Source organism: Micromonospora sp. NPDC005686 (assembly GCF_042871665.1).
Classification (GTDB): domain Bacteria; phylum Actinomycetota; class Actinomycetes; order Mycobacteriales; family Micromonosporaceae; genus Micromonospora.
In genome coordinates this window covers 1-26,930 of record NZ_JBIAIY010000010.1, presented here as the reverse complement: position 1 = coordinate 26,930, position 26,930 = coordinate 1, and the positions used below count along the sequence as shown (strand labels likewise).

37 protein-coding genes and 2 pseudogenes are annotated in these 26,930 nt (G+C 70.4%); 16 read left to right on the top strand and 23 right to left on the bottom strand.

Annotated elements, in window-relative coordinates; translation table 11 throughout:
- Window positions 1-33 precede the first annotated feature (33 nt).
- On the bottom strand, window positions 34-903 hold the full coding sequence (locus tag ACFYON_RS22245; protein WP_354873716.1) for a PhzF family phenazine biosynthesis isomerase: 870 nt from the start codon (window positions 901-903) through the stop codon (window positions 34-36).
- Window positions 904-913: 10 nt separating this feature from the next.
- Window positions 914-1,504, bottom strand: coding sequence for a TetR/AcrR family transcriptional regulator (locus ACFYON_RS22240; protein WP_355015119.1), 591 nt, complete (start codon window positions 1,502-1,504; stop codon window positions 914-916).
- 105 nt (window positions 1,505-1,609) lie between these two features.
- On the opposite strand from ACFYON_RS22240, the gene ACFYON_RS22235 reads away from it, so the two are divergent.
- Complete coding sequence (locus ACFYON_RS22235; RefSeq protein WP_354873720.1) at window positions 1,610-1,987, top strand: DUF4267 domain-containing protein; 378 nt, start codon at window positions 1,610-1,612, stop codon at window positions 1,985-1,987.
- A 29-nt stretch (window positions 1,988-2,016) separates the two neighbouring features.
- Window positions 2,017-2,484, top strand: coding sequence for an SAM-dependent methyltransferase (locus tag ACFYON_RS22230; RefSeq protein WP_354873722.1), 468 nt, complete (start codon window positions 2,017-2,019; stop codon window positions 2,482-2,484).
- A 26-nt stretch (window positions 2,485-2,510) separates the two neighbouring features.
- On the opposite strand, the gene ACFYON_RS22225 is transcribed toward ACFYON_RS22230, so the two are convergent.
- A complete protein-coding gene (locus tag ACFYON_RS22225; RefSeq protein ID WP_354873724.1) occupies window positions 2,511-3,308 on the bottom strand; it encodes an SDR family NAD(P)-dependent oxidoreductase in 798 nt (265 codons plus the stop codon).
- A 99-nt stretch (window positions 3,309-3,407) separates the two neighbouring features.
- On the opposite strand from ACFYON_RS22225, the gene ACFYON_RS22220 reads away from it, so the two are divergent.
- Both ACFYON_RS22220 and ACFYON_RS22215 read left to right on the top strand, forming a co-directional pair.
- Window positions 3,408-3,791 (top strand): helix-turn-helix domain-containing protein, encoded by a 384-nt coding sequence (locus tag ACFYON_RS22220; protein WP_354873726.1) that lies wholly within the window; start codon window positions 3,408-3,410, stop codon window positions 3,789-3,791.
- A 96-nt stretch (window positions 3,792-3,887) separates the two neighbouring features.
- A complete protein-coding gene (locus ACFYON_RS22215) occupies window positions 3,888-4,385 on the top strand; it encodes a DinB family protein (protein WP_354873728.1) in 498 nt (165 codons plus the stop codon).
- A gap of 39 nt (window positions 4,386-4,424) precedes the next feature.
- On the opposite strand, the gene ACFYON_RS22210 is transcribed toward ACFYON_RS22215, so the two are convergent.
- The 4 genes and pseudogenes from ACFYON_RS22210 to ACFYON_RS22195 form a co-directional block, all read right to left on the bottom strand.
- A complete protein-coding gene (locus tag ACFYON_RS22210) occupies window positions 4,425-4,802 on the bottom strand; it encodes a hypothetical protein (RefSeq protein ID WP_354873729.1) in 378 nt (125 codons plus the stop codon).
- Between the two features lie 160 nt (window positions 4,803-4,962).
- Window positions 4,963-5,707 (bottom strand): annotated as a pseudogene (locus tag ACFYON_RS22205) (SDR family NAD(P)-dependent oxidoreductase).
- Between the two features lie 104 nt (window positions 5,708-5,811).
- Window positions 5,812-6,327, bottom strand: a complete 516-nt coding sequence (locus ACFYON_RS22200; RefSeq protein ID WP_354873731.1) for a hypothetical protein — start codon at window positions 6,325-6,327, stop codon at window positions 5,812-5,814.
- A 77-nt stretch (window positions 6,328-6,404) separates the two neighbouring features.
- Window positions 6,405-6,926, bottom strand: coding sequence for a hypothetical protein (locus tag ACFYON_RS22195; RefSeq protein ID WP_354873733.1), 522 nt, complete (start codon window positions 6,924-6,926; stop codon window positions 6,405-6,407).
- A gap of 105 nt (window positions 6,927-7,031) precedes the next feature.
- Between ACFYON_RS22195 and ACFYON_RS22190 the strand changes: the two genes are divergently transcribed.
- Window positions 7,032-7,973 carry a hypothetical protein gene (locus ACFYON_RS22190; RefSeq protein WP_354873735.1) on the top strand — a complete coding sequence of 314 codons (942 nt, stop codon included), beginning with the start codon at window positions 7,032-7,034 and terminating at the stop codon, window positions 7,971-7,973.
- 139 nt (window positions 7,974-8,112) lie between these two features.
- On the opposite strand, the gene ACFYON_RS22185 is transcribed toward ACFYON_RS22190, so the two are convergent.
- The gene (locus tag ACFYON_RS22185) at window positions 8,113-8,865 is read right to left on the bottom strand and encodes a GNAT family N-acetyltransferase (protein WP_354873737.1); all 753 of its coding nucleotides are present in this window, start codon (window positions 8,863-8,865) and stop codon (window positions 8,113-8,115) included.
- 289 nt (window positions 8,866-9,154) lie between these two features.
- Here ACFYON_RS22185 and ACFYON_RS22180 point away from each other — a divergent pair, with 289 nt between their 5' ends.
- The gene (locus ACFYON_RS22180) at window positions 9,155-10,117 is read left to right on the top strand and encodes a hypothetical protein (RefSeq protein ID WP_354873739.1); all 963 of its coding nucleotides are present in this window, start codon (window positions 9,155-9,157) and stop codon (window positions 10,115-10,117) included.
- 49 nt (window positions 10,118-10,166) lie between these two features.
- Window positions 10,167-10,655, top strand: a complete 489-nt coding sequence (locus tag ACFYON_RS22175; protein ID WP_354873778.1) for a DinB family protein — start codon at window positions 10,167-10,169, stop codon at window positions 10,653-10,655.
- A 45-nt stretch (window positions 10,656-10,700) separates the two neighbouring features.
- Here ACFYON_RS22175 and ACFYON_RS22170 read toward each other — a convergent pair whose 3' ends face one another.
- The 3 genes from ACFYON_RS22170 to ACFYON_RS22160 form a co-directional block, all read right to left on the bottom strand.
- Entirely contained in the window at window positions 10,701-11,282 is a 582-nt protein-coding gene (locus ACFYON_RS22170) for a dihydrofolate reductase family protein (protein ID WP_354873741.1), read from the bottom strand.
- Window positions 11,283-11,390: 108 nt separating this feature from the next.
- Complete coding sequence (locus ACFYON_RS22165) at window positions 11,391-11,882, bottom strand: hypothetical protein (RefSeq protein ID WP_354873743.1); 492 nt, start codon at window positions 11,880-11,882, stop codon at window positions 11,391-11,393.
- Window positions 11,883-11,987: 105 nt separating this feature from the next.
- Entirely contained in the window at window positions 11,988-12,419 is a 432-nt protein-coding gene (locus ACFYON_RS22160) for a hypothetical protein (RefSeq protein ID WP_354873745.1), read from the bottom strand.
- Between the two features lie 179 nt (window positions 12,420-12,598).
- On the opposite strand from ACFYON_RS22160, the gene ACFYON_RS22155 reads away from it, so the two are divergent.
- Both ACFYON_RS22155 and ACFYON_RS22150 read left to right on the top strand, forming a co-directional pair.
- The gene (locus ACFYON_RS22155) at window positions 12,599-12,961 is read left to right on the top strand and encodes a nuclear transport factor 2 family protein (protein WP_354873747.1); all 363 of its coding nucleotides are present in this window, start codon (window positions 12,599-12,601) and stop codon (window positions 12,959-12,961) included.
- A gap of 162 nt (window positions 12,962-13,123) precedes the next feature.
- Window positions 13,124-13,777, top strand: coding sequence for a Type 1 glutamine amidotransferase-like domain-containing protein (locus tag ACFYON_RS22150; protein ID WP_354873749.1), 654 nt, complete (start codon window positions 13,124-13,126; stop codon window positions 13,775-13,777).
- A gap of 16 nt (window positions 13,778-13,793) precedes the next feature.
- On the opposite strand, the gene ACFYON_RS22145 is transcribed toward ACFYON_RS22150, so the two are convergent.
- From ACFYON_RS22145 to ACFYON_RS22135, 3 genes are all read right to left on the bottom strand, one after another.
- Window positions 13,794-14,717, bottom strand: coding sequence for an AEC family transporter (locus tag ACFYON_RS22145; RefSeq protein WP_354873751.1), 924 nt, complete (start codon window positions 14,715-14,717; stop codon window positions 13,794-13,796).
- Complete coding sequence (locus tag ACFYON_RS22140; protein ID WP_387188817.1) at window positions 14,714-14,938, bottom strand: hypothetical protein; 225 nt, start codon at window positions 14,936-14,938, stop codon at window positions 14,714-14,716. Before ACFYON_RS22140 ends, ACFYON_RS22145 begins: the two co-directional genes overlap by 4 nt.
- 82 nt (window positions 14,939-15,020) lie before the next feature.
- On the bottom strand, window positions 15,021-15,446 hold the full coding sequence (locus ACFYON_RS22135; protein ID WP_354873780.1) for a GNAT family N-acetyltransferase: 426 nt from the start codon (window positions 15,444-15,446) through the stop codon (window positions 15,021-15,023).
- 91 nt (window positions 15,447-15,537) lie between these two features.
- Here ACFYON_RS22135 and ACFYON_RS22130 point away from each other — a divergent pair, with 91 nt between their 5' ends.
- On the top strand, window positions 15,538-16,128 hold the full coding sequence (locus tag ACFYON_RS22130; RefSeq protein WP_354873755.1) for a GIY-YIG nuclease family protein: 591 nt from the start codon (window positions 15,538-15,540) through the stop codon (window positions 16,126-16,128).
- Window positions 16,129-16,142: 14 nt separating this feature from the next.
- Here ACFYON_RS22130 and pyrE read toward each other — a convergent pair whose 3' ends face one another.
- The 5 genes from pyrE to ACFYON_RS22105 all read right to left on the bottom strand — a co-directional run bounded on the left by pyrE (window position 16,143) and on the right by ACFYON_RS22105 (window position 18,934).
- Window positions 16,143-16,667, bottom strand: a complete 525-nt coding sequence (gene pyrE, locus ACFYON_RS22125) for an orotate phosphoribosyltransferase (protein WP_354873757.1) — start codon at window positions 16,665-16,667, stop codon at window positions 16,143-16,145.
- A 26-nt stretch (window positions 16,668-16,693) separates the two neighbouring features.
- Window positions 16,694-16,867: a hypothetical protein gene (locus ACFYON_RS22120; RefSeq protein WP_013477110.1), complete on the bottom strand. Its 174-nt coding sequence runs from the start codon at window positions 16,865-16,867 to the stop codon at window positions 16,694-16,696.
- On the bottom strand, window positions 16,864-17,082 hold the full coding sequence (locus tag ACFYON_RS22115; protein ID WP_354873760.1) for a hypothetical protein: 219 nt from the start codon (window positions 17,080-17,082) through the stop codon (window positions 16,864-16,866). The genes ACFYON_RS22120 and ACFYON_RS22115 overlap by 4 nt, the downstream gene beginning before the upstream one ends.
- The gene (locus ACFYON_RS22110; RefSeq protein WP_387188822.1) at window positions 17,079-17,519 is read right to left on the bottom strand and encodes a hypothetical protein; all 441 of its coding nucleotides are present in this window, start codon (window positions 17,517-17,519) and stop codon (window positions 17,079-17,081) included. Before ACFYON_RS22110 ends, ACFYON_RS22115 begins: the two co-directional genes overlap by 4 nt.
- Window positions 17,520-17,743: 224 nt before the next feature.
- The gene (locus ACFYON_RS22105; RefSeq protein ID WP_357710536.1) at window positions 17,744-18,934 is read right to left on the bottom strand and encodes a helix-turn-helix transcriptional regulator; all 1,191 of its coding nucleotides are present in this window, start codon (window positions 18,932-18,934) and stop codon (window positions 17,744-17,746) included.
- A gap of 176 nt (window positions 18,935-19,110) precedes the next feature.
- Between ACFYON_RS22105 and ACFYON_RS22100 the strand changes: the two are divergent.
- The 3 genes and pseudogenes from ACFYON_RS22100 to ACFYON_RS22090 all read left to right on the top strand — a co-directional run.
- Window positions 19,111-19,305, top strand: a pseudogene (locus tag ACFYON_RS22100) (winged helix-turn-helix domain-containing protein); the annotation flags it as partial.
- Window positions 19,306-19,459: 154 nt separating this feature from the next.
- Window positions 19,460-19,852: a UTRA domain-containing protein gene (locus ACFYON_RS22095; protein ID WP_357710539.1), complete on the top strand. Its 393-nt coding sequence runs from the start codon at window positions 19,460-19,462 to the stop codon at window positions 19,850-19,852.
- Window positions 19,853-19,909: 57 nt separating this feature from the next.
- Entirely contained in the window at window positions 19,910-20,485 is a 576-nt protein-coding gene (locus ACFYON_RS22090; RefSeq protein WP_357710552.1) for an HD domain-containing protein, read from the top strand.
- Window positions 20,486-20,638: 153 nt separating this feature from the next.
- Here ACFYON_RS22090 and ACFYON_RS22085 read toward each other — a convergent pair whose 3' ends face one another.
- The 3 genes from ACFYON_RS22085 to ACFYON_RS22075 all read right to left on the bottom strand — a co-directional run bounded on the left by ACFYON_RS22085 (window position 20,639) and on the right by ACFYON_RS22075 (window position 22,472).
- Entirely contained in the window at window positions 20,639-21,124 is a 486-nt protein-coding gene (locus ACFYON_RS22085; protein ID WP_357710542.1) for a GNAT family N-acetyltransferase, read from the bottom strand.
- A 39-nt stretch (window positions 21,125-21,163) separates the two neighbouring features.
- Entirely contained in the window at window positions 21,164-21,790 is a 627-nt protein-coding gene (locus ACFYON_RS22080) for a VOC family protein (protein ID WP_357710545.1), read from the bottom strand.
- A 76-nt stretch (window positions 21,791-21,866) separates the two neighbouring features.
- Window positions 21,867-22,472 (bottom strand): TetR/AcrR family transcriptional regulator, encoded by a 606-nt coding sequence (locus ACFYON_RS22075; RefSeq protein ID WP_387188818.1) that lies wholly within the window; start codon window positions 22,470-22,472, stop codon window positions 21,867-21,869.
- A gap of 88 nt (window positions 22,473-22,560) precedes the next feature.
- Between ACFYON_RS22075 and ACFYON_RS22070 the strand changes: the two genes are divergently transcribed.
- Together ACFYON_RS22070 and ACFYON_RS22065 are read left to right on the top strand one after the other, a co-directional pair.
- Entirely contained in the window at window positions 22,561-23,619 is a 1,059-nt protein-coding gene (locus ACFYON_RS22070) for an aldo/keto reductase (protein WP_387188819.1), read from the top strand.
- 73 nt (window positions 23,620-23,692) lie between these two features.
- Window positions 23,693-23,896: a hypothetical protein gene (locus ACFYON_RS22065; RefSeq protein ID WP_357712027.1), complete on the top strand. Its 204-nt coding sequence runs from the start codon at window positions 23,693-23,695 to the stop codon at window positions 23,894-23,896.
- Window positions 23,897-23,977: 81 nt separating this feature from the next.
- Here ACFYON_RS22065 and ACFYON_RS22060 read toward each other — a convergent pair whose 3' ends face one another.
- Window positions 23,978-25,798: an acyl-CoA dehydrogenase gene (locus tag ACFYON_RS22060; RefSeq protein ID WP_357712025.1), complete on the bottom strand. Its 1,821-nt coding sequence runs from the start codon at window positions 25,796-25,798 to the stop codon at window positions 23,978-23,980.
- 193 nt (window positions 25,799-25,991) lie between these two features.
- Here ACFYON_RS22060 and ACFYON_RS22055 point away from each other — a divergent pair.
- Window positions 25,992-26,930: FG-GAP repeat domain-containing protein (locus ACFYON_RS22055; RefSeq protein WP_387321022.1), on the top strand; the 939-nt coding region annotated here is incomplete at its 3' end.

The following is a 26,930-nucleotide window of genomic DNA, read 5'->3' as shown; positions in this document are numbered from 1 at the left end:
CGGTGCCGGTAGGTGCGCGTGGCCCGCTGCCCGTCACCGCACGCCCTCCTCCGGGATGGGCACGGCGGTGCCGGTCACCGCGATCCCGGCGCCTGGTCCGGCGGGGATGCCGACCGTGAGCAGACTCGGACGGCCCATGTCCTCGCCCTGCCGCACGGTGACCGTCGCGGGCGGCTGCACCAGGCCCAGCTCGCGCAGGTAACCGCCGAACGCCGCGGCCGCCGCCCCGGTCGCGGCGTCCTCGACCACGCCGCCGGGCGGGAACGGGTTGCGCGCGTGGAACACCAGCGGAGACTCCCGGTGCACCAGGTCGATCGTCGTCCAGTCCCGCTCGGCCATCAGCGCGCTCAGCGCCGCCATGTCGTAGTCCAGGTCCGCCAGGCGCTGCCGGGTCGCGGCGGCCACGATCGGATGCCAGGCCCCGGCGTACGCGACACGCGGCGGCAGCGTCGCGTCGAGATCGTCCGGCGCCCAGCGCAACGCGGCGAGCAGCGCCGCCAGGTCGCCGGCGCTCAGGGGTACGGTGCGCGGCGCGACGCTGGTCAGCGTGGCGGTCGTGGTGCCGTCGGCCGGCACGCTCGTGGCGACCTCGACCAGACCGGCGCGCGTGTCCAGGTGCAGCACACCGGGGCCGTGCCGCTCCGCGTAAGCGACAGCCGACGCGATCGTCGCGTGGCCGCAGAACGGCACCTCCGCCTTCGGGCTGAAGTAGCGCACCGTGAACCGCCTGCCCCCGCCCCGGCCCTCGCCCGCGGGCACGAGGAACGCCGTCTCGGAGTAACCGACCTGGGCCGCCACCTGCTGCATCTCCGCGTCGCCCGCCCCGGCGGCGTCCAGGACGACACCGGCCGGGTTGCCACCGGCGGGATCGGCGGTGAACGCCGCGTATCGGAGAACGTCCATGATCACGATCCTAGGTCAGCGGCCCGTCCTCGGCTGTCCCGAAGCGGGCGACGAGGAAGTCGAGTCGCTTCTCCTGCCCGCCCGCCGGGATACGGCCGCTGCGGGACAGCACCGTGATGCCGTGCAGCGCGCTCCAGATGACCTCCGCGGACAACTCCCGCCGCTCGTCTCCGGGGTTGAAGCAGCTGACGAACTCGTCGAAGCAGTCTCGCAGCGGCGGCGGGGTCTCGGCGCTGGCGAACCGCAGTTCGGTGGGCAGGACGAACATGGCGTCGTACAGGGCCGGCCGCTCGGTCGCGAAGTCCAGGTAGGCGTCGCAGACGGCGCGTAGGGACTGCCCGGGATCGGGCGCGGCCTGCCGTGCGCGGCTCAGATGGCCGGCGAGTTCGGTGAACCCGTCCAGGGCGACGGCGGCGACGATGGCGTCCTTGCCGTTGAAGTGGCTGTAGAGCACAGGCTGGCTGTACTCGACCCGGTCCGCCAGCCGCCTGGTGGTGACCGCCTCCCAGCCCTCGGTCTCGGCCAGCTCGCGCGCGGTGGCGACGATCAATCGATGACGCTGCGCCCGTTCACGTTCGCGGCGCTCGCTGATAGCGGACATGACCGGATCCTAGCAGCGCTAGACATCCTGTCGGCGGCAATCTATCGTCGCTCTCACTGCTAGCGCCGCTAGCAACCGGCCGCCGTCACCCAGGGGATGCCCTCCATGCTCACCACAGTCGCCACAGTGCTCGCCGGACTGATCGGCGCGGGCTGCGTCCTCATGGGAGTGCTCGCCTTCCGGGTGCCGCAGGCTGCCGCCGGCTTCGGCATTCCCGACACGCCGACCGAGGATCCGACCTTCCGGGCCTGGCTGACCGTCAAGGCCGTACGCGACATCGCCTCGGGCGTTTTCCTCCTCATCCTGGTGGCCGGCGCGACACCCCATCTGGTGGGCTGGTTCATGCTCGCCGCCACCGGCATACCCGTCGGAGACGCGCTGATCGTGCGCCGCAGCAACGGCCCCGCGACCGCCGTCTACGGCGTTCACGGCGCCACCGCCCTGGTGATGCTGGTGATCAGCGCCCTACTGCTCGCCGCCTGACCGGCCACCACCGAACGGAGAATCCGACCATGCGCAGCTTCGAGATCACTTCCATCGGGACCATCCGCAACGACCGGACGGACATCCAGCACAGCGACAACTGGGGCGCCGTCCGCAGCACGATCGTCGTCGACGAGCGCTTCGGCGAGGCGTGCCTCCAGGGCCTGGAGGAGTTCTCCCACGTGGAGGTCTTCTTCGTCTTCGACCGGTTCCCGGACGGCGGTGACTTCCGGGAAACCCGCCCCTACCGGGGCCGGACCGACCTGCCGCCGATGGGCGTGTTCGCCGGTCGTGGCCCCCGCCGGCCGAACCGCATCGGCGTGACGTGCTGCCGGATCGAGTCCGTCGACGGCCGCGAGCTGACGGTGGTGGGCCTCGACGCGGTGTCAGGCACGCCCGTCGTCGACCTGAAGCCGGTGCTGAAGGAGTTCGTCCCCGCCGACGTCCGGCAGCCGGAATGGGTCGGCGACATGATGTCCGAGTACTTCCAGCCGTAGCGTCCGCGCGGCGCGCGTGCAGGCGCTCACCGCAGGAGCCTCTCCGTGAGGTCCATCAACCGCTCGGCGTCATGGGGGTCGAGGGTCGGGAAGCCGGGCGGAAGTCGCTTCCCCCGGTCGACGGCGGTCACCGGCGCGGTCGGCGGCGCGTCCAGGAACCGGTGAATCGGCGCCACCGCGTCCGCGACGGACCGGGCGGCGACCGCCGCCGCCACCGCGAGCAGCCCTCGCACCACGAACGGGAGCGCACTACGGTCACCGCTCCTGGTGAACCCGGGATGGTAGAGCACGTATCGGGCGCGGCTACCGGACCGCCGGGCGAAGCCCACGCCGAGCAGGTCGTTGGCCCTACCGGCCTGCAACTGCGCGGCGACGGTCGACCAGCCCGTCGTCATCTGTGGATCGGCCCAGCTCACCTTGCCTTTCGTGACGCCGACACCGGCGACGTTCACGATCACCGGCGCAGCCGCCCGGTCCAGGGCCGGACGCAGACCGAAACTGAGCAGGTAGCGACTGACGTAGTAGAGCGCGAACGTGCGCTCCAGTCCCTCCCCCGTCACGATGCGACGCGGCGCCACGGCATTGGCGAAGAGCGCCAACGCGTCCACGACCTGGTGCTCGCCGAGAATCTGCTCGATGGCCTGCCGCGTCTCGGCCATGCTGGACAGATCGACGGGAAGGAAGGCGATCAGGCCGCCGGCCATCGCCTCACCACGTTCACGGTTGCGGCCGAGCACCAGGACGCGGTCGCCACGTTCGGCCCGCCCCAGGGCGAACGCACGTCCCATCCCGTTCGTACCGCCACTGACCACCACGACGCCCACGTCGCCCCCCTTATCGTTTGCTCATCGACCTGCCTCATCCTGGGCAGCGGGTCGGCGGAGGCGAAAGAAGGCACTTTCATGTCCACAGGTGACACCGGTGTGAGTGCCTCGCTGCACGATCATCGGCTACCGATGCCGGTTCCGGTCGGCGAGTACGATCGCTGTCCGGTCACCGACGTGCTGCGCCGGGTGAGCGACAAGTGGACGCTGTTGCTGATCACCCTGCTCGGCCGACATCCGTACCGGTTCAACGAGTTGCACCGGGCCGTGGAGGGCCTCAGCCCGCGCATGCTCACCCGGACATTGCGTGCGCTGGAGAGCGACGGCCTGGTCGAACGTGAGGTGTTTCCGACGTTGCCGCCGAGCGTGGAGTACCGGCTGACGCCACTCGGTGTCAGCCTTCTGGAGCCGCTTTCCGCGCTGGCCGGCTGGGCGGTCGCTCACCATGCCGAGATCGTCGCGGTACGTCAGCGGCCCGCTTGAGACGCCCCGCGCTCGTCCGGACGCACGGGGGCACCCGCGACACCGGCCCGGCGTCTTTCCGCCGGGCGGCGGGCGCCGATCTGGAATGCTTCGCCCATGCCGTCCTTCCCGCCCACCTTCTCCGCCGAGGTCGTCGCGCAGCCGGCGCAGCCCCAGTTCGAAGCGTTTCTCGATGAACACCGCGACGCGCTCGACCGCTGCCTGGACGGGCTGACCGAGGAGCAGGCACGCCGGTCACTGGTGGCCTCCCGGACCACGCTGCTGGGTCTGGTGAAGCACGCGACCTTCGTCGAGAAGGTCTGGTTCGACGAGGCCGTCACGGGCCGGTCGCGTGCCGAGATCGGCATCCCCGAGCGGTCGGAGGACTCGTTCCTCCTCGACGACGGCGACACGATCGTCGGCGTCCGGCAGGCATACCGCGACGCCCGCGACGCGTCACGCCAGGCGACCTCCACGCGAGGTCTGGACGACATCCTCACCGGGCACCGACGGGGCCCGCTTCCGCTGCGCTGGGTGTATCTCCACGTCCTGCGCGAACTCGCCCAGCACTGCGGGCACGCGGACATTCTCCGGGAGCAGATCCTCGACGGATAGCGAGCGGCCGGCGGTGGCCCGTCGTCGAGACGGCCGGCGTCACGCGCCGGCGCCCTCCTCGGGGTCACCGATCAGCGAATCGGGGGCACGCATCCGCCACGCGTCGGTGACCAGTTCCGTCAGGCGCTCGACGCCGACGTGCGCCAGCCGCAGCATGACCAGGGGTGACCCGTCGTACGCGGGCGTGGTGAAGAACAGGTCGGGCTCGCCGAGGAGCAACGCCTGCTTCTCCGCCTCGTCGCCCACGTACAGCACGGCGATGTCGGTGCGGATGCGCCGCGGCCTGCCGGGCGTGCGCTCGGGATACGACCAGACGAACCCCTTGCCGGCGACCCGGAAGTCGAAGCAGTCACTGTCGATCTCGACCACGTGCGGCAGCGACAGCGCCACCCGGCGGACGTCGTCCGCATCAGCCATGGCGGTCACCCCGGTACACCGCCTTCCGCACCGGCACAGCCTAGCTGCCGCCCGGTGGGTCGTGGTGACGGTGTCTGACTCGCGCCTCAAAGAGGTGCGGCCCGTCCCCGGTGAAGCGAGTGGAGACGGGCCGCGGCCCGTGTGCCAGGAAGGGAGCCGATCAGATGGTGAATCCGCCGTCGACGTTCACCGTCGCGCCCGTGACGTAACGCCCGTCCGGGCCGGCCAGGAACGCCACGGCGGCGGCCACGTCGGCCGGCTGCGCGTAGTGGCCGAGGGCGGTGAACCCGTTGATCGCGTCCGCGTCCGGGCCGTCGGCCGGGTTCAGCTCGGTGTCCGTGGCACCGGGGTTCACCAGGTTCACCGTGATCGCCCGACCACCGAGTTCGCGCCCGAGCGCCTTGGTCAGACCGATCAGGGCGGTCTTGCTCATCGCGTAGAGCGAGAAGCCCGGGAAGACCGCCCGCTCGGCCATGTTGCTGCCGATGTTGACGATCCGTCCGCCCGCGGACATGTGGCGCACCGCTGCCTGCGAGGCGACGAACGGCGCCCGGACGTTCACCGCGACTGTCTGCTCGAACTCGTCGAGACTCAACTGCTCCAGCGGCCCGAGCAGGAACGCGCCCGCGTTGTTGACCAGGATGTCCAACCGGCCCAGCTCACCGGCTGCCCGGTCCACCGCCGCGACCACCGCTGCCCGGATCGGCGCTGTCGGCCCGCACGGCGATCGCGCGCCGTCCCACAGCCTTGATCTGATCCACCACGTCGTCGGCGCGACGCTGATTCTGCTGGAACGTCAGCGCCACGTCGGCGCCGTCCTCAGCCAGGCGCAGGGCCACCGCCGCGCCGATGCCACGGCCACCACCGGTGACCAGAGCTACCTTGCCGTCAAGTGCGTTGTTCATGGTGGAAAGCCTGGTCGACAACGGGCCGGCTGTCCGGCGGGGATCGGACGCCGCGTTCGTGACACCGCACGGACGCCGCGAGTGGCCGGTGACCGTGCGGTGGCTCAGTCCGCCCGGTCCAGCGTGACGGTGCTGCGCACGGGAGTGCTCGACCAGAGCGCCCGCAGTGTCGGGTAGTGCCGCAGCTCCCATTCGGCTTCGCCGATCGCGCGGTCCCGTTCGGGGCCGGGCCGGCTGAAATCGAAGCCGGTGTCCTGCACGTTGAGCCGGTCGAGGTCGGCGAGTGCGGGCGCGTCCGGGAACACCAGGTCCAGACTCACCTGCCAGCGCTCCGGCTGGTACCAGTCCGTCTCGCTCCAGTTCTCGCGCACGTCGACGGCGAACTGCCGGGTGAAGCTCAGGCTCGGGAGCCGGTCGTGCCAGCTGTACCGGCCCCACTGGACGATGAAGCCGTCGGCGTCGCTGTCCGGCCCTGGTTCCAGTCCGTCGACCGGCTGGCCCAGGAACTCGCAGAACGCCGTCCACGCCGCGCCGACGTCGTCGACCCGCTCCGGATCCTGGCCGTGCCGGCGTAGCAGCGCGATCAGCCCTTCCGGCGAGTTCCGCCACGCGATGCCCACCACTCCATCCTCTCACCCGGGACCTGGTAGCGACCGACCCGGACGCGCGCCACGAGGCCCTACCGGTCCAGGTCCGGTCAGGCTCGGTCTCGCAGCCGCGCGGGCGCGCCCCCGTACAGCCGGACACGGTGGTCGGCGTCGCGGTCCGGCTCGCCGTACCCGAAAGGCGCCTCCGTGCCGTGACCCACGTGCACGAGCCATTCCTCGTAGTACCAGCTCGGGCTGCACGCGCATCCGGTGAACCGGAAGTTGGCCCGGTAGCGGCCGACCTCCCCCGGTGCGAGCGTGAACAGCCGCGCCGAACCCGGCGCCCGCGGATACGCCGCCGATCCGGGCAGCCGGTCCACGACGACCGACGCCCGATCGTGCCCGAGCCACAGTCCGATCTCGCGGGCCAGCGCGACGCCTCCGGCGCGTACCCCTTCCCGGTGTTCGTAGCCGGCCTCCTGGTCGGCGAGCACGTCGTGGACGACCACCTCGGCGTCCGGAAGCGGCCGGGGCGGCGGCATCGCCCGGACGAGGCCGCGGCGGGCGTTCGCCGCGGGCGCGCCGCGGGCGGCGGCGGTCCACCGGACGCGGACCCGCTGAATGAGGATCACTGCTCAGGTGTACCCGGAGCGCGCGGCGGCGGCCAGCCGATAAGGCTCCCGAGCTGGCCGCGCGAGCGGGGCACCGTCCGCTCCGGGCGCCGCTACGATTCGGCGATGACCGACGCGGACCGCGCGGAGCAGCGACGGGAGCAACCGGTGTCCGGCTGGACTCGGGTGTCCGTCAGTTACTGCCAGTACGACGTGTCCGCAGTGCCGGGAGAGACGGGCATGCCCGTCTACACCCTCGGTGACGGGCTCCTGCACGTCGGTGGGCCGTACCAGTTCACCGGCTTCTGCGGCGTCCACACCGGTGGGATCGAGGTGCGTGCGCGTGTCCTGCCCGGCCCGCCGGCGGAGGTCGAGGACGGGTGGGACGCGATCAGTGAGGCGACCCTGTGGAGTCCCTTCGGCGAGTTGTCGGTCGTCGGGCTCATGGGCGGTCCCCCGGACGCGCTCACCGGCCTCACCGTCCCCCGCGGGCTGGTCCGGGTGCGGGTACACGCCCGCAACCGGCTGCACGAGACGGTACGCACCGACCAGGATCCGCCCGAGCAGCAGGAGCTGCACATCTGGGCGGTGACCGAGGAGACGCGACGGCGCACCGTACTGGCCGGTCCGGATGACCGCGATTGGGAGCAGAAACCGGCGAAGGCCGCCGAGTGGGCCCTGCTGTCCCTGGTCGCGGACGACGAGGACGGCGAGGACCTGGACCGGGTGACTGTGGTCCGTCACCGGCCCGCGCCCGTCGAGGTCCCCGCGACGGTGCTGCCGGCCGGCGACCTGGCGATCCGGCTGGAGCACGTCGACGACGAGACCCTGCGGTGGACGTGGACGACCGCCGGCGGGCCGGTCTTTGCTGAACCGCTCGCCACACTGCCGGACGGCGAGCCGAGTACGGTCCGGCTGATCTCCGGCCCGGACGGCTTCACGCTGCGGCACGAGGGAGTGCTGGGCCGGCACGCCTTCGCTCTCGGCGTGATCTGGGACCACCTGCTCGACAGCCCGGGGTCGTACCCGTGGGCCGAGACGCCGCATCGCCTGCCCTCCCCATCCTGATCGCCCCGGCCTGGACCTTTCTGCGGCACGGGGCACCGACCGCCGCCCCGTGCCGGCGGTGGACGGCGCAGCAAGGCCGGCCTGCCGCGGTGGCCCGGGCCTCGGTCGTCGAACCTCAGCCCGGGCGCCTCGGCGGGGCTCAGTCCATCGCGGTGTAGAGCCGTCGACCGGCGGGCCGGTAGCCGACGCGCTCGTAGACCCGCCACGAATCCTCGCCGCCGGCCTCCAGCCAGGCGACCTCCGTGCCGGCGCTGAACAGCCGCCGGGTGACGTCGGCGGTGATCGCAGACGCCAGTCCCCGGCGGCGGTAGGGCGCGCGAACGGCGATGCCGGCCACCTCGCTGACCGCGCCGACAGGCGCAGCCGCACCGCCGCCGCCCGCGCAGCCACCGTCCTCGGTGACGGCCATGACGACCACGCCGCCGGCGTCCTGCTGGCGCCGCAGGCGAGCCACGTCCGCCTCGGAGGCGACCGGATCGCCGCCGAACGCCTCGTTCTGCGCGCTGATCAGCGCGGCTCGTTGGGAATCACCACCCGGTTCGCACAGGCTCAGGTGGTCCGGCACGGGTGGGGACGCCAGCGTGCCCGGCGCGCAGACCAGGTAGGTGTGCCGAGCCTCCACGGTGAAGCCGGCGGCGGTCAGCAGCGCCTCCAGATCGGGGACGCAACTGGTGACGTACTCCAGGCGGGGTTTGCGGTCGGTGGCGTGAAACGCCGCGACCAGGGCGGCGACGTCGGCCGCGGTGACGGCGGCGCCGGGACGCGGCGTCGCGTAGTTGACGTACGGGCTGGCCGTCGTCGGGTCCAGCCCGATCACGAACGGCCCCACCTCGACGGGCGCGGGCCGGCGCGACAGGTTGACGACGACGGACTGTTGGATGCGGGCATCCATGCTCAACGGGGAACCTCGATGCATGAGTGAAGCGGCGACGGGCGGAAGAAACGTCGGGCCGCCCCGCCGTGTCGCAGGCACACGACGGTCATCCGTCGCGTGGTCGACACTCAGGCGGCCGCTCGGCCTACCCGGATCACAGGCGTCATTCCCTCATGCAGAGTGCCCACGCGGTGCGCGTGGCCGATCACAACCTTGCCCTTTCCGACCCGGACGTGTCAATCGCGTACGGCCGGACGTCGCGAACAACCCGATTGTCATTCGCGATCGCGGCGGGCATCCTCGTCGGGTGCAATGGACGGACGACCTGACGGTGCGCCTCGCTCGGGGAACATCGGTACGCGCCCTTGTCCGCTATCTCCGTGCGGCCGAGAAGGAGGGGACGCGCCGTCGCGATGTCCTTGCCGTCCTGACCGAGCGGTTCGCGCTGCCGTTCGACGATGCGCGGCTCGCGATGGACCGTGTCGGCGGTGGAGTGGTTCGTGCCGCGTCCGGCAACCCCGCAAACGAGCCGGACCCGGTCAAGGACCCGCTGGCGTGGACCTCGTACCGGCTCGAGCTCGGACTGGCAGTCGACGACGGGGATCCCGGGCCGTCGCCCGAGGAACGGGCGGCGGCTCAGGCTCTCCTGGACGGGGCGAGGCGTGGTGAGCCCACGCGTGGCACCGAGGACGTCGCCGTGGCGCTCGAGGTCGCGCGGCTGGCCGTCGGATCGCGGGAGAGGGATCGGATTCGCTTCCATCTCCTCCTCCAAGCAGCGACGGCACTGTCGGTCGCCGCGGAAGCATGCATCGCTCGACTCGGGCAGCAGCCCTGTGCCGCTGAGGGTTCCCAGGAGTGGGTCGACGGTGTCGCGCTCGCCGCGGCCGCCCGTGAGGTCACCGCGCAGTTCGCTGCCCAGCCCGACCCGGAGCTTGAGGAGCGTGGCCTCGGCCTGGTGGGACGCATCGTCACCCGTCTACTGGGCCAATGTCACGCCTTCGTCGGCCGAGCGATGATCGAGTCGGCTCGCTGCGCCCTGCGCAACGGCGGTCCCGACCGAGCCGCCGCCCGCGCCGAGGCGGTAGTAGCCGACTTCACGATGCTGCTCGATCGGTTCGAGGTCGACGTTCCCTTCGACGAGGACGTCATCGCCTTGGAGCATCTGCGGGCGGCCATCGACCTCCTCATCGAGGTGCGAGGCCCTTCCGCCGAGCTCGATGCCCTCCGCGACCGGACTGAGCGAGTGCTTGCCGGCTCGTCGATCGACTGAGGTGAGGGGAAGCGAAACTGTCGGTGACGGCCGCTAGCCTGCCGGCGTGATGAAGGTCGATGTGGAGAAGGCCGCGCTGTGTGAGTTCCTCGAATATCAGCGTGTCAGTGTCCGGGCCATCCTGGCAGGTCTGGACCTGACCTCGCTGCGAACGCCTGTCCTGCCCTCCGGGTGGTCGCCGCTCGGGCTGGTGGAGCACCTAGGGCATGCGGAACGCCACTGGTTCCAGGAGGTCTTTCTTGGTTCCGTAGAGCCGCTGCCCTGGCTGGACGAGAACACACCACTCCGCACGACTCGATCGCCGTCTCGGGTCTTCGGGTTCTATCGCGACCAGTGCGACATCTCCGACGCGATCATCGCCGCGGCCCCGTTGTCGTCGACACCCGTAGGCCGGCATCCGGACGAGACGCTGGCGTCGCAGACCACCGACCTGCGACGGATCATTCTGCACGTCATCGAGGAGACCGCCCGGCACGCCGGCCACCTGGACGCCGTGCGCGAGCTGATCGACGGGCGCACCGGGCTCGGACCGCGCTGAACCGAGCGGAGAAGTGCGCGCGGCTGAGTCCGCCGTGCAGACCGGTCAACGGCGCACCCGATAGCGCAGGTGCAGCACCCGGTCGCCCTGAATCACCACGTCCGGATCCTCCAGCAGATGCTGCGCGTCGACCGACCCGAAGAAGCGCTTGCCGGACCCGAACACCACGGGTACGACGTCCATGCGTACCTCGTCCACCAGGCCCGCGGTGAGCGCCTGGCCCCCTACGTCGCCGGCGGCGACCTCGACGATGCGGTCCCCCGCGAGTTCCTGCGCTCTGGCCACTGCCGCCTCGACGCCGTCGACGAAGTGGAACGGCGCCTCGCGGTTCCAGCCCTCGGGCGCCGGTCGGTGCGTCACGACGACCACGTGGTCGATCCCGCTCGGCGGCGTCCCGTCCCAGCCGTCGGTCAGGTCGAAGACGCGCAGGCCGACAACTGTCACAGCGATCTGGTCCCAGTACGGCCGGATGTAGTCGTGGGACGTCTGTGACACCTGCAACGCGCCGCTGTCGTCCAGCGGGACGTCACCGCTCGTCAACCAGTCGAACAGCGGGCCGGGCTGGTCGTTGTCGTCCGCGACGAAGCCGTCCACCGACACCGAGCTGTACAGGATCACAGTGCCCACGCTGGCTCTCCTCTGCCTTGGATGTCCCAAGCTAGCGTGCCGTGAGCTGTAGGAAATCAATCGGCCGGCAGCGAGCAGCCGTCCATCGCGTGGCCAGGCGTGTTCGCTTTAGGACAAGTCGGCGCCGCGGGCGGAACCGACCACCAGGAATGTGTTGTCGGGCCATCCGTAGGAGCGGTCGCCACCCGGCGGTGCCGGCCGGAGGAAGACGATCCGCACGAGGCGGGGCCACCAGCGGGTCGGCTCCGACCAGGAACACTGCACCCGCCGCTCACCCGTGTCGGCGCAGTCCCCGGCCTGTTCCCATCCGTCGAGCTGCCCGGAGACAGCGGACCGGACCTGTTCCCACCCGGTCGCGGACGGCATGGCGTAGGTGTCGACCTCCGGCCGACCGCGGTCGTTGCTCAGGTCGATGGAGAGCTCGATCGCCCGGTTGTCGACGACGCCCTCGTACGCGCCTTCCGGCAGCACCGTCGACGCCCCCGACGGCGCCGCGACCGCCACCGGCTCACCGGCCGCCGACCAGCGCACCCCGGCCACCGTCGCCGCTGCCGCGCACAGCACGGCGATCGCCGCGGCTGTCGCAATACGAGCTCGCATGACCGGGAGTCTATGAACCCGGTTCCAACCGGACGACCTCCGAAGATCAGTCGAATGCGTACCTCGACGCTTGTCGCCATCCTGCAACCTCAACCGACGTTGACATCAAGAGTGGCTGTCGCAGCCGTAGAGGGCGACGAAGACGCGGTGCCGCAGGATCTCGTACTGCCGGCGACACCGGACGGGTGGGCCCGGCGGGCGTTGCTGAATCTGACCGCCGACGACGACTTCCGATGGCTGGAACTGGTCAGCAGTCAGGTCCACCTCACGGCCGTCGGCCAGTCGATTCCAGTAGTGGTAGCCGACCCTGGCCTCTCCGGCGAACACCTCGCCGAGGATCAGCTCCCCGCCGAGCAGGTCCTGAATGATCAAGGCGGTCACCCCGCATTGACCACGGGCTGCGTTACCGGCGTGCCAATCCTGCACATCGTGCGGGTCGCAGGTGTCCGCTCCCCAGCCGGCGCGCAGCGCCGGCCGCAGCATCTCCAGGTCGATCGTGAGAAGGGCTGATCGGTGGTCGTGCTCTTCAGACGTCACTCGAGAAGGGTCGGCCCTCGACCGGGTCGAGAGTCAAGAAGTACCCCGCCTCGCGTCCCGACCAGCCTAGGGTCGGTCAGCGGGCCGGCTTTCCGCCGTCCGGCTCTGCCGAGGATCGCGCGTTCTGCTGAGCGCGAAGAGGTCATCATGGGGTCTCCTCCCCCGGCCATACTGGCTCGATGGATTCGCCGAGGCGCCTTTCTCCCCGGGCCCTGCTCACGAACCTCTACGCGGCCTTCAACGAGCGTGACATCCCTGCGCTGCTGGCCGCCATGTCGCCGGACGTCTCGTGGCCCAACGGTTGGGAAGGGGGCGTCGTTCGCGGCCGGGACCAGGTGGGTGCCTACTGGCGACGGCAGTGGGAGCAGATCGATCCCGTCGTCACACCGACCGCGTTCCGCACGGAGGCTGACGGCCGCATTGCCGTCACCGTTCATCAAGTGGTCCACGACAAAGCCGGAGCGAAGCTCACCGACCACACCGTCACGCACGTTTACCGCCTCGACAACGGGCTGGTGACAGCGATGGAGATCCGCGAGTGACGCCACGTCCCGGTCGATCGCGCCGACACCCGCTCGTCCTCCAGAGGGCTTGAAGGGCCGCAACGGCGATGAGAGTCGTTACCGTGTCCAGTCTGTGTGCACGTACGCCCGCTCTCCCGACTGTCGGGAGAGCGTCATGACCGCTACGCACCGGAGGTACGCGTGAAGCTTCTACTCACATCCGCGGGCGTCCAGAATCCGAGCATCCGCGATGCGCTGATCGGCCTGCTGGGCAAGCCGATCGCCGAATCCCGCGCGCTCTGCATCCCCACGGCGGCCTATCCCATGGGCGGACCGGCCTCGGCCTGGCGCTTCGTCACCGGTCAGACGCCGCTACCCATGACCGGCCTGGGCTGGAAGTCGATGGGCGTCCTCGAACTGACCGCGCTGCCCAGCATCGGCGAGGAGACGTGGATCCCGTGGGTCCGGGAGGCGGACGTCATCCTCGTGCACGGCGGCGACGCGACGTACCTGTGCCACTGGATGCGCCAGTCCGGGCTGGCGGACCTCCTGCCGTCGCTGCGGGACACCGTCTGGGTGGGGTTGAGTGCCGGCAGCATGGTGCTGACCCCGCGGATCGGCGCGGACTTCGTCGAATGGCAGTCCGCGCCCGACGACCGCACCCTGGGGCTCGTCGACTTCTCGATCTTCCCGCACCTGGGCCTCGAACCGGACAACACCATGGCCGCCGCCGAGAAATGGGCGGCCGAGATCGCCGGCCCGGCGTACGCGATCGACGACCAGACGGCCATCACGGTGACCGACGGCACCGTCGAGGTCGTCTCCGAGGGGCACTGGAGGCGCTTCCCCGCGTAGCGGCGACCGGCCGGAGCTACCCGAGCAGCATCGCCGCCGCGGCCACCGTGGCCAGCGACAGCGTCGTGGTCACCAGCACCGCCCGGTTGACCACCGTCTCGCCGACGCCGTACTCCTGGCCGATGATGAACGTGTTCTGCGCTGTCGGCAGGCCCGCGCACACCACCACGGCGAGCAACTGCGGCGCGGACAGATGCAGGGCCAGCCCGGCCGCGTACGCGATGACCGGCTGTACGACCAGCTTCAGCGCGGTGATGACGGCCAGTTCGGCGGGCTCGGCCGGCTCTGCCCGCGACGGTGCCGTGGGGTGCAGCGACGCGCCGAGCGCGACCAGGGCGGACGGAGCCGCGGCACCGGCCAGCAGCGTCAGCGACGCGTCCGCCGCCGACGGCAGACGCACACCGGCAGCCGAGCACGCGACACCGAGCAGCGACGCCAGGATCACCGGGTTGCGTACGGGCAGGGAGGCGATCCGGCGGACCCTTATCCGCCCGGTCGGGTCGCTGTGCCGGTCCAGGGCGACCACGATCACGGGTGCCACCAGCAGCACCTGCAACAGCACCACCGCCGCCAGGAACGACACGTCGCCGAGAACCTGCGTCGCGATCGGGATGCCGAGGTTCGCCGAGTTCACGTACCCGGCGGCCATGCCCCAGATCGGCCGTTCGCCGGGTTCGCGACCGAACAGCCGGCTCACGCCGGCCCACCCGAACCCGACCACCGCGACAGTGCTCACCGCGAAGGCGAGCAGCGAGCGCCCGGCGAATCCGGACAGCGGCATCCGGGCCAGGGCCAGGAACAGGGCGGACGGCATCGCGAGCTGGAACACGAACCGGCCGAGCACCGACGCCGCCGCCTCGCCCAGCAGACCCCAGCGGCAGGCCGCGTAGCCGACCGCGGTGAGGACCCAGATCGGCACGAACGCCGACACCAGGCTCATCCGGGCGTCACCGGAGCGCCGCGCCAGGTCAGGGACCGGCCGGCGTCCGAAGCGTACGAGCCGAGGAGCCCGGCGACGATCTCCACCTGGGTCCGGGTGTCATGGACCTGCCGCAGGGTGAGCCCGGTTCCGTGACACTCCACCGCGCTCGCGCCGGTCCTCAGATGCACCGACGCGTCCACGGTGCCTACCAAGCCGACGGGCAGCCGCGGGATGTCCACGTGTACATCGATCGGGGAGCCATGCGTTCAGCCTCGCATCGGCCCCGGGACATGGCCAGCGCTACCTCCTCGCGCAGTACATCTAGGCCTTGGTTCCCGGATCTTCGAGGGTGGGATCGAAGGTGAGGTTGAGTATTTCCAGGCCTGTGACGGGCTGGAAGCCGATGTCGGTGTAGAGCGTCAGGGCGGGGGTGTTGTCGGTCTCGGTCTGGAGTGAGACGCGATGCGCGCCAGCGGCACGGGCGTTGCGGATGACGTGCCGGAGCAGGGCGTTCGCGATACCGCTACGGCGATGGTGCGGGGGCACGTAGAGGTCGCGGATCGACCAGAAGGTGCCCAGCATGAGCGATGCCGGTGTGATCATGACCGTGATGAAGCCGCAGACGTGATCAGCTCGGGTGGCGGCAGCGACGGAGATCCTGTGTTGTGCGATCTGGTCATGCAGCCAGGAGCGGGTGATCTCCGGGGTCGACGGTTGTCCGTAGTGCGCCCGGTAGTCGTCGAACAGAGCAGCTACCTGATCGAATGCCGGATGGGGGGGCCATCGGCACGACCGTCGTCATGCCGTCAGTGTGGCCGACGGTCCTCGAGCGCCTAGGATGGTCCCGGTGACCATCCCCGAACGGCGGCCCGCCGACATCCCGACCGACGAAGAACGGGTCGACGAGGCCCTGCGGTTGCTCTCCGGCCCGCCGGTCGCGCTCGACGTCGCCGTCAAGCGGCTCGCCCGTGGCAGCGGCGTCTACGCCTGGTGGGCTGCTCCCTCGGTCCTTCCCGATCTCCCCGGGCCACCGAACGACAGCGACCCGTCGCGGCGGATGCTCTATCTCGGCCGGGCGACCAGCCTGCGGGGCCGGATCCTGCGCAACCATCTGAGGCGTTCGGGCAGCTCGACCCTGCGCCGCACGTTGGCCGGGCTTCTCGTGTCCGAGGGCTACCGGACGACCTGGACCGACCGCGTCGTCCTGGTCCCCGAGGACGAGACACGCCTGACCGCGTGGATGCACGAGCACCTGCGCCTGACCTGGGCGGAGGACCCCGAGCCGGCGGACATCGAGGCTGAGCTCGTCCGGCGCCTGCACCCACCGCTCAACGTCCACGGCGTCGACCCCGAGCACATCCAGGCGGCCGTGGTCGCCGCCAAGAACTCGTACAACATCAGCAGCGGCCCGGCGCAGCCCCAGCTGTAGGTGGGGTGCGAGCCTCACGCCACCAGTGAGGCGTCCAGATCCCGGCGGGTGAGGGCGGAGCGGAGGTGCAGCCCTTCGGCCGCCAGGTTCTCCCGGCCGCCCTGCTCGCGGTCGATGGCGCAGACCACCGTCTCGACCTGCGCGCCGACGGACCGCAGGTGTCCGCACGAGGCCAGGAGCGCGCCTCCGGTGGTCACGACGTCCTCCACCACGACGACCCGCAGACCGTTCACCGGCCCGCCCTCGGCCACCTTCGCGGTGCCGTACTCCTTGGCGTGCTTGCGCACGAAGACCGTCGGCAGCCCGGTCAGCTGTGACATCACCGTGGCGAGCGGAATGCCACCCATCTCCATCCCCGCCAGCACGTCGCACTTCGGCAGCAGAGCCACCATCGCCTCGGCGACCTCGCGCAGCAGCTCCGGCTGCCCCGCGAACAGGTACTTGTCGAAGTACTCGTCGCTGACCTGCCCCGACCGGAGACGGAACTGTCCGGTGAGGTGGCAGGTGTCGTACACGCGGCGCGCGAGCGGGTGAGTCACCGGCCCAGTCTCGCACCAGGCCGGCGTCACCCGATCCGCCGGATGCGTACTTTCGGGCGCTCGTTGCGCAGGTGTCCCAGCTTGTGCTGGCGGACCTGCTCCTCCCACACCTCCTGGTCGTACTCCGGATCCGGCGCCGTCCACCGGTGCGACCCGTCGCTGTAGTGGAACTTCTCGTCGCCGGCCCGCAACACGCTCACCGCAGCCACCCCAGGAACCGCCGGTGCAACGTCCCCGCGGGCGCCCAGTTCAGATCCGCCGTCGCCCGCACCAGCTGTGCCCCCAGGTACACCGCGAGCGACACCGGCGCGCCCTCGTACTCCGCAAGCAGCTCCCGCCGCCGCGTCGCGCACGGCCACGGCGCACCGCACCCGCCGCACGTCCAAACCGGCGGCACCGGCCCGTGGGTGCTCACCCGCGCACCCCGAGGAAGCGGGCGACGCTCGCGCGCGCCTGCCGGCTGGTCGCCCACGCGACCTGCCAGCACGGGTACGGAGTCAGCCGCGCCCACCACAGCCGGCAACCCACGCACATCCCGTCCAGACCCCGTACGTGCACCGCCAGGATCGCCTGCTCCGCAGTACTCACTGCTCCTCCTGCGGCGGCCAGTGACCGCGATTGATCGGTACGCGGTGGCGGTTCCGGCACGGCAGGTCCGCACCGCAGCGGCACACCCACCGCCACTTCCGCCACGACCAGGCCGGGCGATGCCGGCGTACGAGCGTCGACGCGACGGCGAGGAGGTAGCCCTCGTACGGCAGGCGCCGCTCGGCGGGTGCGACGACGTCGGCGTCCCGGTGCGGCGCTTGGCCCGCTGTCGACTCGCCGGGCGCTGCCTGCGCGTGATCCGATTCAGCCAGCGCGAGGATCCGCCGCTTCGCCGCCTCCCATTCGGCCCTCTGTGCCTCCTGGCCCGTTCGGCGCCAGCCGTTCCGACCGCCCATCACCACCTCCGTCCGCTCCGGCGCGACGGATCACTTCACAAGGGAGTGCGACGTCGCGCCCGGCAGGATGAGGCGTCTCCTCACCCGAAAACGGACACTAGGGCCGCCTGGTGATGGAGAAATTACCGCTGGTTATGCCGCCAGGCTTATGCCCAGCCGCCCAGCCAGCAGGCGCAGTTCGTTGGGCACGGCCCGGCGCTTGGCCCGCTGCGCCATCGCGACGACCGCGTCCTGGGCGAGCGGGTTGAGGGAGAACGGCACCGGGGCAGCCTGCTCCGCGCGTACGAACGCCGCGATCGCCTCGTTGTCCCGGCGACCGGAATCGGCCAGCGCCCGCCCGAGGTCGAGCCAGTACGACATCTGCCGGATCGACGCCGCCAACACCTGCGGCCGCACCGTGCGGGACAGCTCGATCACCCGGCCGGGCTCGCCCGACTCGGCGGCGATGGACATCTCCCACAGCGTCACGTTCGTCGGCCCGAACCCGCAGCCGTTGAATCCCATGCCGTCCGCCGGGTCGCCGAGGGTCGCCGCTTCCCGGGCAGCCTCGGTCAGATGGTCACGCGCGACGTCCGGGCGCCCGCTGACAGTCGAGGCGAGAGCCGCCGACAGGTGCAACTGACCGAGCATCTGCCGGACCCGCTCGTCGGAGGCGGCGGACTGCAGCTCTGCAAGGGAGCGGTCAGCCGCGCGCGCGGCGAGCGGAGCGGACTCGATCGGCAGGCTCTGCGCGTACGCGAAACGGGTCGCGCCCAGCCACGCCGCTTCCTCCACGTCCTCGGCCGCCGCGACCGCGACCCGCGCCGCGTTCAACGCCAGGTGGCGGTACCCGAGGTGCCGCAGGCAGGCCGACGCCTGGTACGCCACCTGAGCGAGCGCCGGTCCGCCCGCCGCAGCAGCCTCCAGCAGCAGGCCGGGCAGCATCTGGGCCATGGCCGGGAAGTTCGAGCGGTGGCGAAGCTGCTCACTGCGCGCGATACCCGCTGCCAGCTCCTCCCGGGTGAGGATCGACGGCCGCCGCTCGCCGTCCTCGATCTCGATCAGCGCGGACCAGATCGCCGGCACGCACTCGGCCGCACGCTCACGCGCCGGATCACCCGTCTCGGTGCCCTGACCGAGCAGGTCCGCGACCGTGATCTGCAACGCGGCGGCGACGGCGACCAGGGTGGAGCGCCTGTCGATCGTCTTGCGACCGGACTCGACCTGGGAGATGTAGGACTGGCTGACTCCGGCGAGCCCGGCGAGGACGGCCTGGCTCATTCCGCCACGGCGCATCCGCCAGTAGCGGATCCGGGCGCCGATCGTATCGGCCTTGCTCGCCATGTCTCGCCTGCCTCCCAGGACGAGGGCTGGGACTGCGGCATCGGCCGGTGAGTCGGCATGCCCGTTGGCCAGTGTACGTGGATCGCTGCTCTTGTATTGACGTCGAGGCGGTTGCTCCCTGCCGCTCCCCCGCACTCTGTGATCGACTGGTTGGGCTGACCGGAGGTGCCGCCGACATGCCAACGCCGCCTGCCTACTTGGCTATCGCCGCCGACCTACGCGCCGCGATCCTGTCCGGAGAACTTCCCGCTGGAGCCAAGTTGCCGTCCGAGTCCGGCCTGATGCGCCAGTACGACGTGAGCCGGACCGTCGCCAAGTGGGCCATCGCCGTACTGAAGGGCGGGGGCATCGTGGAGGGTCGCGCCGGATCCGGCGTGTACGTCCGGGACACCACCCGGCTGGTCCGTCACGCCCGAGGTCGCGACATCCGCTCCGGCGACGGCCCGACTTCTCCGTTCGCCCGCGACGCGGCCGGCGCTGGGCAGCAGGGCACGTGGGAGCACGACAGCCGACACGACCAGGCCGATGAACGGATTGCCGCCCGGCGTCGAACCGGGAGCGCCCGTGATGCGGACGTCGTACCGCTTCCTCGCCGACGGCGAGCCGATACAGCTCTCCGTGTCGTACGAACCGCTTGCGGTCACCCAGGGCACGCCGGTCGAGTGGCCGGAGGACAGCGACATCAAGGGCGTCGTCGCACGCATGGACGCCATCGGCGTTCGGGTCGACGAGGTCGTGGAGCGCGTCAGCCTTCGATCAGCGACGGCCGACGAGGTCGAGGCGCTCCACCTGCCGGCCCGCACGTTCGTGCACACCATCGAGCGGACCTACACGGCGGTCGGTACGCCGGTGGAGACCGCCGACATCGTGCTACCAGGCGGCCGATACGAACTCGTCTACCGCCTCCCCATCGACTGACGAGTCGGCACGAGCGATGCGATGTCGACAAGCTTGCCGGATGAGAGGGCACTTCCTATGGGCAACGATCCTCATGCAGGAGCCATGAGCTTCATCTTCGAGGCAGGCGTGCTCAAGCGCGCCGCCCGTACCGGATGGTGGTTCGCCGGTGTGAAGCACCCCGAGTCGATCGCCGAGCACTCGTTCCGCACGGCGCTCATCGGCATGATGTTCGCGGCCATGGAGGGCGCCGATCCGGCTCGCGTCTCGATGTTGTGCGTCCTGCACGACACCCAGGAGACCCGGATCACCGACATCCCCCACATCGCCAAGCGCTATCTCACGGCCGCGCCCAACGTCGCCGTCACCGCCGACCAGGTCGCCGCCTGCCCGCCCGCCGTCGTTGACGTGATCAACGCTGCCGTCGCCGAGTACGAGGCCGGCGAAACTCTGGAAGCGGTGGTGGCCCGGGACGCGGACAAGTTGGAGTGCCTCGTCCAAGCGGTCGAGTATCGGCATCAGGGAGTCGCGGACGTTCAGCGCTGGATCGACAGCTCGCGGGCGGCGCTCAAGACCGCTTCCGCTCACCGCCTCGCCGACGCCGCCCTCACCGGCGCACCGATGGCGTGGCTGAACCCGCCCGCCCCGGAATAGACGCCGGATGCCGCCCAGCCCTCGCCAGCTTTCACACCTGCCGATGAGCGTGCGTTACATGCTGTCGTCGCGGACCGCGATGGGAGGGCTCCGAGGTAGGTGTCTGCGACCGCATCCCAGTACGTCCTCGATCGAGGCCGGGTGGTGGAACAGTCAGGCCGTGTCTCCTGGGTCCTGGTGGGTGGGATCGAAGGTGAGGTTGAGTAGTTCCAGGCCGGTGACGGGTTGGAAGCCGATCTCGGTGTAGAGCGTCAGGGCGGGGATGTTGTCGGTCTCGGTCTGGAGTGAGACGCGATGCGCACCGGCGGCACGGGCGTTGCGGATGACGTGCTGGAGCAGGGCGTTCGCGATTCCACTACGGCGATGGTGCGGGGCCACGTAGAGGTCGCGGATCGACCATGAGGTGCCCAGCCTGAGCGATGCCGGCATGACCGTGACCGTGATGAAGCCGCGGACGCGGTCAGCTCGGATGGCGGCAGCGACGGAGATCCGGTGTTGTGCGATCTGGTCGTGCAGCCAGGAGCGGGTGATCTCCGGGGTCGACGGTTGTCCGTAGTGCGCCCGGTAGTCGTCGAACAGAGCAGCTACCTGATCGAACGCCGGGTGGGCGGGGGCTACCGGCACGATCGTCGTTGTCATGCCGTAAGTGTGGCCGACGGTCAACCCATTGGGCCGCTGTCATCGGCCGACCCAAGTGGCGACGCACGCCTCGTTGCCCTCGACGTCGGCCAAGATCCACCACTTCGGTGCGTGCGCATCCGAGACCAGCTGGCCACCCGCGGCCAATGCGGCGGCGATGCGGGCCTCGGCCTGGTCATGTGGGACGGCGACATCAAGGTGCATGCGGTTGCGTTGTGGACGCCGGGCATCCATAGGCTGCACCCCGAAGCCCGGACCCCTGCGCGCCGGGTCGGCCAGATAGTCGTCATCGATCTGGCGGTAACCCAGCAGCGCGCGCCAGAACGGCAGCACGTCCGCGCCGACAAGGGCGTCGAGGGTGACGTTGACGAGCTGCACGGCGGTCGGATCGGCGGGGATGTCCAGCTCCCTGGCGGCGGCCGAGATCCGCCGGGCCAGCGCCACGTCGCGCGACAACAGGGACACCGTGACGCCGACATGACGCAGATCGATGCTGACGTACTGCTGCTCCGCGCCACCGGCGAGCCGACCGACCTCATCGACGAACGCTATGCCCTTGGCCAGCGAGCCGGTGCGGAAATACGCCGAGACCACGTGGTAGAGGCAGCGCCAGTCCTCGACACCGTCGGCCGCGTGGAACTGCCGGGCCGTGATCTGCACCGTCATGCCGGCGAACCTAGCATCGGCTGCGCGACGGAGCGCACCGTGGCGCTTCACGCATGGCCGGCCGCCGGTGAATACGTCAGTGTGGGGATTCGCCGGACCGTAGTCCGTCGACGAGGAGCGCGACCATGCGCCGGCCGTAGTCGGGGTCCTCGTCCGGCATGGGCGCACACAGTTTCGCGACGGCGTACAGCAGGTCCTGGGCAGTGATCCGGGCCTGGATCTCGCCGCTGGCCGTCGCGGCTTCGAGCAAGGACTCGAGAGCCGGTCCCAGCTTCTGCATGAGGTAGCCGGGTAGGCCGTCGAACGCCGGATCGCCGGAGTGCAGGGCCGTGGCGAAGCCGCGTTTGGTCGCGACGAACGCGGTGAACCGGTCGAGCCACTTCGCGAGGGCGGCCCCCGGCTCGTGCGCGGCGGCCAGCGCCGGGGCCGCGTCGGCGCAGGCGTCGATCTCGCGTTCGATGACGGCCTTGATCAGGTCGGAGCGCTGCGGGAAGTGCCGGTAGAGCGTGCCGACGCCGACGCCGGCCAGATCGGTGATCTCTTTGGCGGGGGCGTCGACGCCGATGGTGCTGAAGACCGTCTTCGCCGCTTCGAGCAGGGACTCGATGTTGCGGCGTGCGTCAGTGCGCTTCCGACGCGGGGCGCGTTCGCGAACAACGAGGTCTGGTGTGTCGTCGGACATAGCTACGCCTCTCTTGCTTTTCCGGAATCCCTTTCCGTATAGTTCCGGAAAGGGATTCCGCATACGACGATACCGCAGGGAGACGTTCATGCAGTACCGCACCCTGGGCCGGACGGGCATGAAGGTCAGCCCGTACGCGCTCGGCACGCTGATGTTCGCCACGGTGATCGGGAACCCCGATCCTGACGACTCGATCAAGGTCATTCACAAGGCGCTGGACGCGGGGATCAACCTCGTCGACACCGCCGACGCCTACGGCGACTCGGAGGAGATCGTGGGCAGGGCCCTCAAGGGGCGCCGGGACAACGTCGTCCTCGCGACCAAGGTGGGCCTTCCGAGGCTGACCACGCCGCCCCGGACGCCGGGCGCAACAGCGGCCACCGACCCCAACCAGCGAGGCGCCTCCCGCCGCTGGATCATGACCGCGGTCGAGAGCTCGCTGCGCCGCCTGCAGACCGACCACATCGACCTCTACCAGATCCAGCGCCCGGACCCCGACACCGACACCGAGGAGACGTTCTCCGCGCTCTCCGACCTGATCCGCAGTGGCAAGGTCCGGGCGATCGGGTCGTCCACGATGCCCGCATCCCACCTCGTCGAGGCGCAGTGGGTCGCCGAGCGGCGCGGGCTGGAACGTTTCCACACCGAGCAGCCGCCCTACTCGATCCTCAACCGCGGCATCGAGAGCGAGGTGCTGCCGGCCGCGCAGCGCTACGGGATGGGCACGCTGGTGTGGGGCCCGCTCGGGCAGGGAATGCTCACCGGCCGGGTCCGCAAGGGCGAGCAGAACGACCTGCGCCGTGCCCGCTTCTCCATGCACCTCACCGACGAGCGCCGGATCGACGTCGTCGAACAACTCATCCCGCTCGCCGACGAGGCCGGCATGCCGTTGACCCACCTCGCCATGGCATTCACCATCGCACACCCCGGCGTGACCAGCGCGATCCTCGGCCCGCGCACGATGGAGCACCTCGACGACCTGCTCGCGGGCCTCGACGTCACGCTCACCGACGAGCTACTCGACCGGATCGACGAGATCGTCGCGCCCGGCACCGATGTCACCCGGCTCGACCAGGCCTACCTGCCCCCGGCCCTGCTGAACCCGAGCCTGCGCCGCCGACCGGTCAGCGAGCGTGGCGCCGCCTGATCATCAAGAACAACTACGGTAGGACGACATCAGGCGTACGAATGCGGCGCGATGGCGTTTGAGGAGATGGGCGATGGCCGAGCGTGTGACTGCGGACCGGCTCATCCTCGTCAACGTGGTGAATCACTGGTTCTACCTGCGACAGCCCACCTTCATCGCCACCGGACAGACCTATTGGATCGACCTCGAGACCAGCGAACTGTGCGTCGACCGCGGTGACGATCGCGTAACCCGGCACCCCCGCGTAACCCGGCACGCAGATTGGATGGGTCGTTAACAAGATCCACAGCTCGCTGCGGTATGTGGCAGTGGCTCTGGTGGTGACGGCACCCGTCCGCCTCACGCAACCCCTAGCAGTTCAGAACCAGCTCTCACGCATGTCCAGCGTGGTCCGGTCCAGCCCTTCCAGCAGGTCGAACTGCGCCGCCACCTTCGGCAGTTCCCACCGGTAGAAGTACCGCGCCGCCTGCCTCTTCCCCGCCAGGAACTCCCCCTCGGCTCCCTCCGGCGTCCCCAGCGCCTCCACCACCAGGACCTGTTCCAGCCACATCCACGCGATCACCACGTGCCCGACCGCCTCCAGGTACACCGAGGCGTTCGCCAGCGCCAGCTCCGGATCACCCGGAGCCCACAACCGCCGCGTCACCACGGCGATCCGGTCCACCGCCGCGCCGAGCTGACCGGCCAGCTCGGAGGCGAACCCCTCCGCCTTCCAGGCCCGGGTGACGGTGCCTCGGATGGTGTCCAGCAGCAGCTCCAGCGCGGCGCCGTCGCGCATGGTGACCTTGCGGCCGAGCAGGTCGAGCGCCTGGATGCCGTGGGTGCCCTCGTGGATGGCGTTGAGCCGGTTGTCGCGCCAGTGCTGCTCGACGTCGTAGTCGCGGGTGTAGCCGTACCCGCCGTGCACCTGGATGGCCAGGTCGTTCGCGGCCAGGCACCACTGCGCCGGCCAGCTCTTGGTGATCGGGGTGAGCAGGTCCAGCAGCAGGTGCGCCCGCTCGCGGTCGGCCTCGGCGGGCGCGGTCTTCTGCTCGTCCAGCAGCCGTCCGCAGTAGAGCACCAGCGCGAGCGCGCCCTCCACGTAGCTCTTCTGGGCCAGCAGCATCCGGCGTACGTCGGGGTGGGCCACGATCGGCACCTGCGGCGTGGTCGGGTCCTTGTCGGCGACCGGCCGGCCCTGCGGGCGCTGGCGGGCGTACGCGACGGACTTCAGGTACGCGGTGTAGCCGAGCGCTGTGGCGCCCGCCCCGATACCGATGCGCGCCTCGTTCATCATGTGGAACATGACCGCGAGCCCCCGGTGCGGCTGCCCCACCAGGTAACCGACCGCACCGGCCCGCCCGTACGGCCGGTGCACGCCCTCGCCGAAGTTCAGCAGCGTGTTGGTGGTGCCCCGGTAACCGAGCTTGTGGTTGAGCCCGACCAGCACCACGTCGTTGCGCGGCCCCAGGTTGCCGTCGTCGTCGAGCAGCACCTTCGGCACGATGAACAGCGACAGGCCCTTCACGCCGGCCGGCGCGCCGGGGATGCGGGCCAGCACCAGGTGGACGATGTTCTCCGCCAGCTCGTGGTCGCCGCCGGAGATCCACATCTTGGTGCCGACGATCCGGTACGTGCCGTCGTCCTGCGGCTCGGCCCGCGTGGTGAGGTCGGTCAGGGAGCTGCCCGCCTGCGGCTCGGACAGGCACATGGTGCCGAGGAAGCGGCCCTCGACCATCGGGCGCACCCAGGTGTCGATCTGCTCGACGCTGCCGTGGGCGAGCAGCAGGTTGGCGTTGCCGAGGGTCAGCATCGGGTACGCCGCCGTGCCCACGTTCGCGGCCTGGAACCAGGCGAAGGCGGCGGCGGCCACGGCGTGCGGGAGCTGCATGCCGCCGACCGACTCGTCCATGGTGGCGGCGAGCAGCCCGGTGCCGGCGAACGTCTCCAGGGCGGCCTTGACCTGCGGGATGGTCCGCACGCGCTGCCCGTCGAACGTGGGCTCGCCGGTGTCGGCGGCCCGGTTGTGCGGGGCGAACCGTTCGGCGGCGACCTCGGCGGCGAGGTCCAGCACCGCGTCGAATGTCTCCCGGGAGTGCTCGGCGTAGCGGGGCCGCTCGGTCAGCCGTGTGACGTCCAGCCAGTCGTGCAGCAGGAAAGCGAGGTCACGGCGGGACAGCAGCAAATCGGACGAGGACAACGTGGACTCCTTCCGGTCAGCCGCGACGCAACCCGGTGACGGCCTCCCGTGGGTCATCCTGACCGATCCGGGCCGCGGGCGCACCCTCCGCCACCCCCGGAACCCCGGACGCCGGGTACAGGTTCGGTCCTGGCAGTGACGCGTCAGCGTTCGGCCAGCGGCATACGCGAATCTCTGGGAACAAGCCCGGCCGATGGAGCCGGGCATGTCATCGAGTACCTCGGCGATTGGATTGTCACTGGTGAAAAACCTCTCCTCCAAGGCGGTAACCCTCGGCGTCACGGTCACGCTGACCACGACCGCGCTGCTCGGGGCGTCCCCCGCCCTGGCCGCGGAGCCGGGCTCGGACCTGCCGCCGGCCCTCGCTCCGATGACCGCGCTCTACCAGACGGTCGCGTGCGACCCCGCCGGGCCTACCGCGAGTGACGCGACCCTCGCCACCCAACTGAACTCGCGGCTGAACTCGGACATGCGGGGCTACATGACGGCGTACCGCGTGTCCTGCGCGCGAGAGGTTGTCGAGGCGGTGCGGGCACGAGGCCTCGCTTCGCGCGCGGCGGTCATCGCGATCACCACGGTGATCGTCGAGACCCACCTGCAGAACATCAGCGAGGAGGTGGACCACACCAGCCTCGGCCTGTTCCAGCAGCAGGAGTGGTGGGGCACCCGGGCGGAGCGGCTCAACCCGGCCTACGCGACGAACGCCTTCCTCGACGCGATGGTGAGGAAGTATCCCAACGGCAGCTGGGCCAACGCCCCGATCGGCGACGTCTGCCAGGCGGTGCAGGTGTCGGCCTACCCCGACCGTTACCAGGCCCAGGCGGCCGACGCGCAGATCATCGTCGATTCGCTCTGGAACTCCGCCGGCCCTCGCTCGGAGGATGTGCCGATTTCGGGTGACTGGAACAACGACGGCATCGACACCGTCGGCGTCTTCCGACCCAGCAACTCCACCTTCTACCTCCGCGACACCAACAGCGGCGACGCCACCCGCATCTTCAAATTCGGCCACGGCCCCTCCGGCGACATCCCCGTCACCGGCGACTGGAACAACGACGGCTACGACTCCGTCGGCGTCTTCCGACCCAGCAACTCCACCTGGTACCTCACCAACGGCACCACCACCGACACC